Genomic DNA, 11,515 nt, shown 5'->3' with positions numbered 1-11,515 from the left:
TTTTACCTAATCATCAGCAGCACACGCCCTTAGAAATGTGAAATCTTGGTGCAAGTCACTTTTTAAGGGTGTTCCTGCATACTTTTGCTCACTTATAACTCGCCTGCAGTCGCACATCAAAAAAGGTTAACCAGTTTAAACATGACAAATCAGAAATCATTTTTAATTATTGACGATGATGTTGATGACCAGGAAATCTTTGCTGCAGCTGTTGAGGAACTGGATGATGACATTCGTTGTATAACTGCATTCGACTGTGATGAAGCTCTTGACTTCCTCAAAAAAAATATGGATGAACTTCCTGACTACATTTTCCTTGATCTGAATATGCCGCGCGTCAATGGGCGGCAGTGTTTAGTTGAGCTCAAAAAGTTACCAGGTGTTAGAGACGTGCCTATAGTTATATATTCAACTTCTTCCTTGAAAAAAGATATGGAAGAAACTCTTGAAATGGGTGCAAGTCACTTTCTTGTGAAACCCAGTAAATTTGATGAGCTCTGCGGTGCACTAAAGCAGCTTTTAGCAAGTGATTACACCATGAGCAAACTTGAAAATTAATGTTTTAAGCTGATTTTAAGCTACTTACAGATCCGTTAAATGTTTATTAAGACGGGCAGTTATCCTCCTATCCCCACAACATTGTCGTAAGTTTGTATCCGCTCAGCACTAATGATTTCTATCAGTCGCTGTCTGCAATCCCTCCTCTACCACGATCACCGTTTTTAGTCATCATCATTAATTAACGCAATAGTCACTGAATGAATATTTCAATGATCCGGAAATTCACGCTCATCGCCGTTTCAGTTTTCTTACTGCACTTCCTTTTCGTTTTTGCATCGAATACTATTTCTTCAAATACCGCGGTTGTCAATATTGATGAAAAGATAGTTGCTGCCGACCCCTCATCAGACTTAAAGAAAACAAGCCTGTATGACTCCTTAAGATTAAATGATCTTGGCTTGTCACGCAAAGCTTACGATTTTGCAATGAGTGGATACAGAACTTTACTTGCTTCAGGAAAAGTGCGCAACAAACAAGTGCTTTCTATTGCTGATTTTAGTTTGCCCTCCAGCCGCAAACGATTGTTTATTCTCGATCTGGAGAAATCAAAATTGCTTTTTCATACCTATGTTTCTCATGGACGGAACTCAGGCAGAGAAGCAGCTAATGAATTTTCTAACGAGGATGGCAGCTTCAAGAGCAGCATCGGTTTTTATACTACACAGGATACCTATTCCGGAAAACATGGGTATTCTCTTCGTTTAAATGGCGAAGAAAAGGGTTTCAACGATCGTGCACTTAGCCGCGGAATAGTAATGCATAGTGCAGCTTATGTTAACGAAAGCCTCATAAAAACCCAGGGATATATTGGTCGCAGCCAGGGTTGTCCGGCTGTAAGTGAAAACCTTCACAAGAGCATCATCTCAAAGATCAAGAGTGGCAGTTGTTTTTTCATATACGGAACAGATAAATATTATGCTTCACACTCCAGGCTCGTGAATAAACTTGTATGAGCATGCACTGAAGCGTTGCTGATAAATATTAATTAGAAAAGCCCCGATTTCGGGGCTTTTCTAATTTGACCGGGTAGGGCAGTTTCACCCCTGCTTTTCCACTCTTGGTGCAGAACTATACAACGTGTCTATACGCAACACAAACCTTTTCGGTGATCTGGATTAGCTCACTCTATAGATCATTGTAGCAATATAGCCGTTATGCGACAATTCAACCCTATGAACAGTGATACAGCAACGATAACCCGGAGTCTGCGACACGACGCTTGTTCATTAACCTGTATCAGGCACATCTTCAAACCTATTCAAACCGGTCGACACCATCCCCTAAACACATGCATCATCACGCGCGGCGATCCCTGTTACAAGTTATCCCTGCTGATGCTAAAAGTCTTATCGGGCTTTTACCCGTACAACCTAAACTAAAAACAACAGCCCCAAATTTGGGGCTGTTGTTTTAAAGAAGCTCTTTAGGGATTGCTTTGCTGCGTTCCAAACGCACAATGGCGACTCTTACTTTGTTGCCTTGCTCAGGTAAGCGGGTTTATTTTCCGATACAAACATCTTTTCCATCAGGTGCTTATCGTGTCCGTAAATATCTTCCCTGAAGTTTAATAAACCGTTATCATCAACCCAGGCGGTATAATAAGTAATAACCACCGGCACAGCATCTTTAAGCTTTACATACTTTTCCGTTTCCTGGTTCATAGCTTCATCAATCTTTTCCGGTGTCCACTCAGGGTTATTTCTCAAAAGGTAATTGGCCATTTTTACGGGATCACTCAGCCGGATACAGCCATGACTATAGGCGCGCTTGTCCTTGTTGAAAAGGCTCTTGGCAGGTGTATCATGAAAGTAAATGTCAAAGTCATTCGGGAAGAGAAACTTCACCTTACCCAACGAATTGTCGGGGCCAGGTAGCTGCCTGATTGCAGGAATACCTTCGTCATAGGTGCCCTTGATTTCCATATTGTGCTGTGCCAGGTAATTCGGATTGCGCTCGATTGCCGGTAAAATCTCCGACTTAACAATCGACTCCGGGATGTTCCAATATGGGCTAAAAACTACCTGGTTCAGGTTCCCTGTAAACATCATAGAATTATGACCTTCTTTACCAACAACTACGTTCATGTCAAAGGCCCTTTTATCTCCTTCGTATACGTGGAGAACAAATTCAGGTATATTAACAATGATGAGATTTCCTTCAGGCTGACTAGGCATCCAACGCATCCTGTCCATGTTGATCAGGAGCTGTTTTAAGCGTTCGGTCACCGGTACGTTCATTTCTTTTACAAGTGCCTCGGTGACTACCCCGGTTGGCGTATAGCCAAACCGCTGTTGAAAGGTTTTTATAGCACCAACCAGTGTATCATTAAAGATATCTGTTGTATCGCCTTTTGGCATTTCGCCTGTCACCTGCAAACGACGTTTTAGTGCAAGTACTTCAGGCGCGGCCGCGCCTTTCTTTAACTTGGGCAATTTACCCACCGGCTGCCAGCCGCCCGCTTTAGCAATATCATAATAACGCTGCAGCTCCGCTTTCAGCAATTTATAGGGTTTATTGATGTCTTCGAAATACTTGTTGTCTTTATGCTTTTTTGTAAGCAGCGAGTCGGCCAGGTACAACGCATCTTCTTTCTTGCGCGGAACAAAGCGTTCCATTTCTTTCCGCTTTACGGTTCCTGGCTCAAACGCCTTGGTTGCATATTGAATGAAGTGTTGGGTTAGCTTTAATTCAGTAGCAAGTAATGATGTATCAGATGCCTTAAGCGACAATTCTTCTTCCAGAACGAGGCTGGCCATTTTTCGCTTTAAACGTTTATCAGCAAAACTGCTGTCATTACTATAAGTGGTGTAGTGGTTGTGCAGGTTCCAGAATGCGCGTGCCTGCTCGGTTAAACCTTCGCTGGAAAACCAGGCAAACTGGTAATTGCGGGCGTTGTAAAAACTACGAACACGTCGGGATATGGTGTCGTTAAGTTGTTGCCTTTCTATAAACCTGACAACGGCCATGCTGTCTAAAAAAAGGTCATTGTAGGCATTTTCGGGGGTAATGCTCAGATCGCGTTTACTGATCTTTTTTTCGGTACTTGCGGGGCTATCCGACTCGGATTCTTCATTGTTTTTCCCGGCGTTTTTGCAGGAAAATACGATTACTGAAAACACTAATGGTAATAAAAGTTTCTTCATATGGTTCTGTCTTTTACAAAACCCATGCCTTAAAGAACAGTAGATTAATCCAAAGTTATAAAGAGCTGCACCTGTAGAGTTTATGGAAGCAAACCGTTCTATAATCAATGGATTGCTTAACGTAAACTTCACCTGTTTCCTTGCTTTGTTCCGCGGATCATTCGGAGTTCCCGGCGTAGTGCGAAGTGAAGTAGGATGATGGAGAAAGGAGCCAATATTAACAGCCGATTATTTTACAAGAGGGATAGTGTTCGTTGTAAATCTTTTTCATTGCTTTATTAACCCGGAGTTTAGTAAAGCACCCTGCAAAATTGCTATTACTATTCCCAACCAGGGACTCAACAATGATTACGGGTTAACGGGGTAACTCCTTTTACATGTAATCGGGTACCGCCAACTACCTCACAAAAACAGTTTTTCAATTTCACGTCTCATTACCTGAAAGTGCTCGTCGGCAGCAACCTGGATCTCCTGTTCGGGAGTATTGTTCAAACGTAGCTGCACGGCAGCATACTTTTCTGCTGCGCTTTTTCCACTATCGCAGATGATAAACTTATAGCCAAACTTCTTTTCATAGTCCGCCCCGGCAGTAGCCAGCATTTTCCTCATCTCCCTATCGTTTTCACTTGCTCCCTGCTGTGACTCACGATCTGCTCCCGGAATTCCTTCTCCTGACTGCTGTTCTCCGGAACCTGGCTCACACTTAAAGCCCTCTTTCCATTCTTCCGGACTGCACTCATCCCAAAGTCGCTCCGCTGCGTCCAACATATTTACCAGGTCTTCAAATGGCGGTTCTTCAACCATCTTGTCTATCCACTGTTGCGAACCGCAACAAGATTGTAACAGGGTTCGTTTCTGTTCTGCTTCCAATTGGTCATATTCGGAGATCATCATAACAAAAAGGTATTTGGTTTTAAGATGTAGTCATTTGGATCTGCCTCGGATTACACTTGCTGCTGCCGTATGCCGATCAAAAAACTATACCAGTATTGCAGATCGGTAAGCTGCCGCAGCAAACAGGTAATACATAGCTAAACCATCATTAATTGCATACAAACTCCATATCCCGCCACCTCGTGAGTGCTACCAGACGGGCAGGTTGATCCAATCAAGTATTGTTTTTTTGGGACCGGCGATTGTCCTCTGATGAAACGTCGTTGCCACGCTCGCTTGTACGGCATAACCTTTATGAGCAAGAGTGGTCCATATATCTGCAAAGCATTTGTGCCAGGGTGGTTATAGGAGGAATAGAAATCGGTCTTCTAGCACAATCCCGAAGATCCATATTAAAGGGCAAAATAGAGCTATGAAAAAGCGCGTTTCACAAACATCCTGGTTGTTGTGTAAGCCGCGCATTGCTCCAACAGTACAAGCGAGCGTGGCAAGAAAAGCCGGGTAATGATCGGCTGTTCGTCCCAAAAAAAACGCAGTGCTAACTTATGTTGCAGTCATTTTATTGGTAGCAATGGAAGACATGCTTTACGGCCGATCTGCAATGATCAACCGGGCATAACAAATACGTGCTAGCCGGTAAGTTCAACGCCTTAAAACACTATATTTAAGTTTCATTACAAGTTCCCGGGTTTACCCCTGCTTACACGGTATAAAATAAGCTGTGGCATTAGCAGAACCAATGTTATGTTCGGATAGGGGTTGTTACGGGTGCGCGGAGTTGTAACGATGTATCTACCTCTATGATAACGCGCAGCCTAACCTGGCCAAAGCCCTTTTACAGTTTAAATACCCGATTACAACCCTGGAACTTTATGTTTTCATCCATAAGAGTCATTTGCGTTCTACTATCTTTCCTGGCTTGCCAGCAGGTTTTCTCCCAGGACTTCTCCAATAAAGGAACCGATTTTTGGGTGGGTTACTCTAATCATGTTGCGATGTACTCCACCCTTAATGGCGCTGTGAACCCTTCGGGAGGTTCGCAGAACATGGTATTGTATTTTACTTCCGATCAAACTGCAAATGTGAGGGTAGAGATACCGGCTACAGGATGGTCGGCAAACTATGTGGTAACCCCAAACACGGTCACCGAATCAGCAACCATTCCAAAAACGGGAACCAACGATGCAAGATTAGCTACAGAAGGTTTATCAAACCGCGGAATTCATATCACCAGCGATAAACCGGTTGTCGCCTATGCCCACGTGTACGATGGATCCGTATCCGGTGCCACCTTGCTTTTTCCTACAAACACGCTTGGACAGGATTATACTGTTCTTGGTTTCACCCAGTCTTCCAATTCCAATTTGTCGTATCCGTTCGCCTTTGTAATTGCTACTGAAGACAGTACCGTAGTAGAGGTAACTCCCTCAGCTGCTACTTTAACCCACGCCGCCGGGGTTCCATTTACGCAAACACTAAAGAAGGGTGAGATATTAAACCTGCTTGGCCAGATTTCGGGCCAGTCGGGTGTTGACCTTACGGGCACTCGTATAAGATCGATTAGCACGGGTACAACCGGGTGCAAGCGGATTGCTGTTTTCTGCGGCTCCGGTAAGCTAAATATCAGGTGCAATGTTAACGGTAACGGGTCTGCCGATAACACCATACAACAGTGTTTTCCGGCCAATGCGTGGGGAAGAAAATATATCACCATCCCCACGCGCGATATGGCCAACAACTTTTTCAGGGTAATGGTTAGTGATCCATCTACCAGTATAAAGTTAAACGGGGCGCCGCTTACAGGATTGACTAACGGCCGTTATTACGAATTTCAGTCCGCCGCCACAAACATCATTGAGGCAGATAAGCCGGTGATGGTTGCGCAATTTATTACTACTGCAAACCAGTGTACCAATACCGCGCTCGGCAGCAGCGGCGATCCGGAAATGATTTACCTGAGCCCGGTTGAACAAACCATCAATAAGATTACCCTGAACTCAACATCGTACGCTGTCATCAATCCCAACAATCATTACATTAACGTAGTAATGAAAAGCGCTGGGGTAAATTCATTTATGCTTGATGGGGTAAACTCAGCAAGTTCTTTTGCACCGCTACCAAACGACCCGTCTTACTCCTATGCGCAGTTTAAAACAAAGGCAGGCATACATAACCTCGTAGCCGACTCGGGCTTTAATGCAATTGCTTATGGCTTTGGAAATGCAGAAAGTTATGGTTACAACGCCGGCACCAACGTGCTCGACCTTTACCAGTTTGTGTCGCTGCAAAATGAATTTGCAACCGTCAATTTTCCTGCAACATGCAGGAACACCCCATTTTTCTTTTCCATCACCCTTCCATACCTGGCAAGTAGCCTAAGCTGGCGCTTCAACAACAATCCCAATCTTACTCCGAATGCCGACATCGATAACGCTGCTCCTGCGCCTGACAGCTCGTTTGTGCGCGATGGCAGAACCCTATATGTGTACAAACTAAAAGGCGCATTTCGGTTTAGTACTGCAGGCACATATGGTATAAAAGTGCTGGCTAATAACCCCACCGCCGATGGTTGCAACGGAAAACAGGAAATCAGTTATGAAATCGTAGTTTATGATCCACCACAGGCAAACTTCAGCACCATCTTTACCGGGTGCATCAGCGATACCGTTCGTTTCAGCGAAAATGGAAACGGTTTTGGCAGAGCTTTTACCAAATGGCGTTGGGACTTTGGCGACCAGACTACCGACAGTGTTAAGAACCCTTTGAAAAAGTACAACCAGGACGGAAGTTTTCCGGTACACCTAAGAGCAATAACAGACATCGGGTGTGTTGCGGATACAACAAAATCGATCAACATTAACAACCAACCGATAGCACGTTTTGATAACCCCGCCTCGGCCTGCGTGGGCAGCAATGTTACCTTCACCGACTCGTCAGCCATAATTGCAGGCAACCTGGTTAAGTGGACCTGGAACTTTGGTGACGGAAGCAGCATTGTTAATACCACCGGTGCACCGGTAAATCACCCATTTACTACTGCAGGCAACTTCACTGTTTCGCTAGTTGTTGAAAGCAGCACCGGGTGCAAAAGCCTTGCTTATAGTAGGATCGTTAATATAAATCCTGCACCTAACGTAGATTTTAACCTGCCGGCGGTTTGCCTTCCGTTGGGAGTCGCAAGATTCCAAAATCTATCAACCATCAACGACGGGTCCGCTAACTCGCTATCTTTTCAGTGGAACTTTGGCGATAACACTATTGATACTGCCCGGAATCCCGTTCATACTTACGCAAGTGCAGGACCGTTTATGGTGGGTTTAAAGGCCTATTCAGTCGCGGGTTGTAGTACCGAATTGCAACGGCAGGTTAATAATATCTATCCCGCCCCGGTGGCAGGCTTTGATGTGGCTCGCGAAATTTGTTTTCGCGATACGGCAATTTTTTCGAATAAAAGTAATGGCAGTGGAAGTGCGATCACAAAGTGGTACTGGAACTTTGGCGATGGCTCAGTTGATAGTACCCAAAATCCTAAACACCGCTATGCTGCTCCGGGTAGCTACACCATACGATTGTATGTTGTAACAGATAAGGGTTGTGTAAGCGATACCATACCAGGAGTCATCCTGGTAAATGCCTTACCGGTAGCAGACTTTACCGTGCTGAACCCCACATGCGAAAAACAGGTGGTTGTGCTAAACAATCAATCCTCATCTGCTGCAGGGAACCTCACGCAATGGAACTGGAATTTCGGCGATGGTACACTAAGTAATATTGCAAATGGAACGCCTGTAAATCATACCTATAATCAGAGTGGTACATACAATGTACGGTTATCAGTGTTGTCCGACAAAGGTTGTAAAAGTGATACCACGGCAAAAAACCTGGCGATATATAAACAACCTGTCGCAGATTTCATTTTGCCTAAAGTTTGCCTTGCAGATGCGGCTGCGCAATTCATCGATAGTAGTTATGCAACTGACGGAAGCACTTCAACTATGACTTACCTGTGGAACTTTGGTGATGGCAACGCAACAAACGCTAACCCGAACAGCAGCACCGACAAAAATGCCGCGCATAAGTACACTGCAACCGGAAACTATACAGTGTTATTAACAACCACTTCAGCAAACGGCTGTATTGGTACCTCTTCAAAAATCTTTACGGTAAATGGCGATAAGCCCATTGCTGATTTTAACTTTATCACCGGGCAGACCAGTTGCTCCAACTTGCCGGTGCAATTACAAAATACCAGCACGGTTAATTTTGGCAGCTTAACAAAGGTGGAGATTGTTTGGGACGTAGCCGGCGCGCCTGCTGCTGTTACGACCGACAATAATCCTACAGCAGGCAAGGTCTATGCCCATCGATATCCCGCTTTTCAATCGCCGCTGGTGAAAACATTCCAGGTAACCCTGCTTGCTTATTCCGGCGGAACCTGTGTAAGCAGTAAAACGCAATCATTCACGCTGGCGGCGAGCCCTGTAGTGACGTTTGGCACCTTGTCCGGGGTGTGCCTGAATGACACCGCCTTTCAAATTACCACTGCACGCGAAACAGCAGGTTTATCGGGATCAGGGTTGTTCAGTGGAGCTGGTGTTTCCTTAAATGGTTTGTTTAACCCCGCCACGGTAGCGGCAGGAACCCATCTGATCAAATATGTTTATACCACCAATGAAGGATGTCGCGACTCCGCGATTGCTGCGATAAAGGTTTCACCTGTTCCTACACTAAACGGCGGCCCCGATCTATTCGTGTTGGAAGGGGGTAGAGCGCAACTGAATGCAACTGCAAACGGCATTGGACTAAGCTACCGATGGACCCCGGCAACATTCCTGGATGCGGATAATATACTCAGGCCATACACAAGCCCGACTACAGATATCGTGTACCGGCTCACGGCGCGATCGGTTGACGGATGTTCCGCTACGGACCAGGTTAACATAACGGTACTAAAGGCGCCAACGATACCAAATGCTTTCTCACCAAACGGTGATGGCATCAACGACACCTGGAATATTCAATACCTGGATACCTACCAGGGTGCAACGGTGCAGGTGTTCAACCGGTACGGGCAACTTGTATTTAGTAGCATCGGTTATACAGTGCCCTGGAATGGTTCCGTAAAAGGCACAGTGCTGCCAGTTGGTGTTTACTACTATATTATCGATCCTAAAAACGGACGGAAGCAGATTACCGGATCGGTAACCCTATTGAGATAAGTACTGATTGCGCCCAAGAATAACCTGAAAATGATAGGAATGGAGTTATGCTGCGCGATGCTCTGCTTTGTTGATGATTATACCAAGCCAAGCATATAACAGAAGGTGACCGTTCGAATGACCATTCTGTCAACCGGGTCTGTTAACTGATTGCAGAACGTGGTAAAGACCCCTATTTGGCAGGAGAACCATCACAGGTATTGTTGCAGGAGTTCGCCCCAATACCTGGCTTTGTGTGCCTCACCGGGTAAAAAGTCGAGCCGGTTGCGAATGCCTTTCTCCTGCAATAGGGTGCTGAGCAGGATGTTGTTTTCAAGGAAAGCGTCTTCAAGGCCAATGGCCAGTATGATCTCGATCTTCTGGAGTGACCGGATCAGTTGCTCATCATTGAAGTTTTGCAGGTACTGAACAGGGGTATTGAAATAGACGTTTTCATCCCAATAACCGTCAAACAGGTCGTCAAAGTATTGAAGCTTAAGGGTCAGATCATATCTGCCGCTCATGCCAATTACTTTTTTAAAGAGGTGGGGATACCTGAAGCAAAGGTTAACTGCATGAAACGCGCCCAGGCTACAACCCGCCGATATAAGCCCGGGGTTTTTGTTCCTTGATTTTATTAGCGGAATAACTTCGTTAAGAATGTATTTTTCGTAGCAGCTGTGACGTTTGACCCGTTCGGAGGGATGAAGATCTTTTGCATAAAAACTGTTTCCATCAACACTATCCACACAATACACCTGTATTTTGCCACGACTAATTTTATCCCTGATTGCACCGATTACTCCCCAATCTTCGTAATCATAGAAGCGCGCCATCCTGGTAGGGAAAAAAAGAATCGGTGTACCCCGGTGACCGAATATCAATAGTTCCATATCTCTTTCTAAATTCGGACTATACCATCTTTGATATTCTCTTTTCATAATGAGGGGATTAGGTTCACATATCTATTGCCGGCGGGTGTTCCGGGATCAATTTAAAAAGCTTCATTTCACCCGCTCTAACACTTTCCATAATGGTTTCTTTCCATAAGGCGTATCCTTTTTCATTAATGTGCAAACCGTCAGGGTCAAGATATTCTTTTTTTGGATAACCTGTTTTATCCGTCATTTTATCGTGAACATTTATAAAGCACATATTGCGGCCGAGCCGGTTGATTTCCGCTTCAATGAGCTTGTTTGTGTACCTGATTTTATCAACAATATCCCAGCGGGTAAAGCTGGGCTTTATGGAAATAAAGCCTAGTGGAATGTCGCCATAACGCTCGTGAATCATATCCACCAGTTCCTTAAAGAAAAGAAAGACTTCTTCTGGATGGCGGCCATCGCCAAGGTCGTTATCACCTGCATACAAAATAATTGACTTTGGATTAAGGTTGGTAAAGATGCGATTGAAAAACCAACCACACGCCGCGAGTGTAGATCCGCCAAAGCCGGTATTTACCGGTGCATAGTCCGCAAAATCTTCCTGGAGCGAATCCCATAGTCGTATTGAGGAACTGCCATAAAAGACAACCCCGTGTGGCTCTGTAACAATGGAAAGATCTTCTTCAAGTCTTTTTACCTCATCCTCATACCAAAACATGAAGTGTAAATTTAGTGGGTGAAAAATGTTTGTTGTGCCTGGTTAGTCGTTAACGGGTAAACATAAGGATAACTTAATGTGGCTTACCGTGAACAGGCATGACGTGAAAACCGGACC

The 11,515-nt window shown here is 44.8% G+C and carries 7 protein-coding genes; 3 read left to right on the top strand and 4 right to left on the bottom strand.

Annotated features, from left to right (window positions below; all coding sequences use genetic code 11):
- The first annotated feature begins 141 nt into the window (after window positions 1-141).
- Together EXU57_RS03825 and EXU57_RS03820 are read left to right on the top strand one after the other, a co-directional pair.
- Window positions 142-558 (top strand): response regulator, encoded by a 417-nt coding sequence (locus EXU57_RS03825; protein WP_133266821.1) that lies wholly within the window; start codon window positions 142-144, stop codon window positions 556-558.
- Between the two features lie 200 nt (window positions 559-758).
- On the top strand, window positions 759-1,514 hold the full coding sequence (locus EXU57_RS03820) for a murein L,D-transpeptidase catalytic domain family protein (protein WP_243745491.1): 756 nt from the start codon (window positions 759-761) through the stop codon (window positions 1,512-1,514).
- 513 nt (window positions 1,515-2,027) lie between these two features.
- Here EXU57_RS03820 and EXU57_RS03815 read toward each other — a convergent pair.
- On the bottom strand, window positions 2,028-3,704 hold the full coding sequence (locus tag EXU57_RS03815) for a murein L,D-transpeptidase (protein WP_133266820.1): 1,677 nt from the start codon (window positions 3,702-3,704) through the stop codon (window positions 2,028-2,030).
- 402 nt (window positions 3,705-4,106) lie between these two features.
- Window positions 4,107-4,598: a 2-oxo-4-hydroxy-4-carboxy-5-ureidoimidazoline decarboxylase gene (locus EXU57_RS03810; RefSeq protein ID WP_133266819.1), complete on the bottom strand. Its 492-nt coding sequence runs from the start codon at window positions 4,596-4,598 to the stop codon at window positions 4,107-4,109.
- Window positions 4,599-5,470: 872 nt separating this feature from the next.
- Between EXU57_RS03810 and EXU57_RS03805 the strand changes: the two genes are divergently transcribed.
- The gene (locus EXU57_RS03805; protein WP_165958019.1) at window positions 5,471-9,817 is read left to right on the top strand and encodes a PKD domain-containing protein; all 4,347 of its coding nucleotides are present in this window, start codon (window positions 5,471-5,473) and stop codon (window positions 9,815-9,817) included.
- Between the two features lie 191 nt (window positions 9,818-10,008).
- Here EXU57_RS03805 and EXU57_RS03800 read toward each other — a convergent pair whose 3' ends face one another.
- A complete protein-coding gene (locus EXU57_RS03800) occupies window positions 10,009-10,737 on the bottom strand; it encodes an esterase family protein (RefSeq protein ID WP_133266817.1) in 729 nt (242 codons plus the stop codon).
- Between the two features lie 16 nt (window positions 10,738-10,753).
- The gene (locus EXU57_RS03795) at window positions 10,754-11,398 is read right to left on the bottom strand and encodes a GDSL-type esterase/lipase family protein (protein WP_133266816.1); all 645 of its coding nucleotides are present in this window, start codon (window positions 11,396-11,398) and stop codon (window positions 10,754-10,756) included.
- Between the last annotated feature and the right edge of the window lie 117 nt (window positions 11,399-11,515).

This window comes from Segetibacter sp. 3557_3, from assembly GCF_004354985.1.
Taxonomy (GTDB): domain Bacteria; phylum Bacteroidota; class Bacteroidia; order Chitinophagales; family Chitinophagaceae; genus Segetibacter.
The sequence above is the reverse complement of the archived record's forward strand: the minus strand, read 5'-3'. Positions and strand labels throughout refer to the sequence as shown.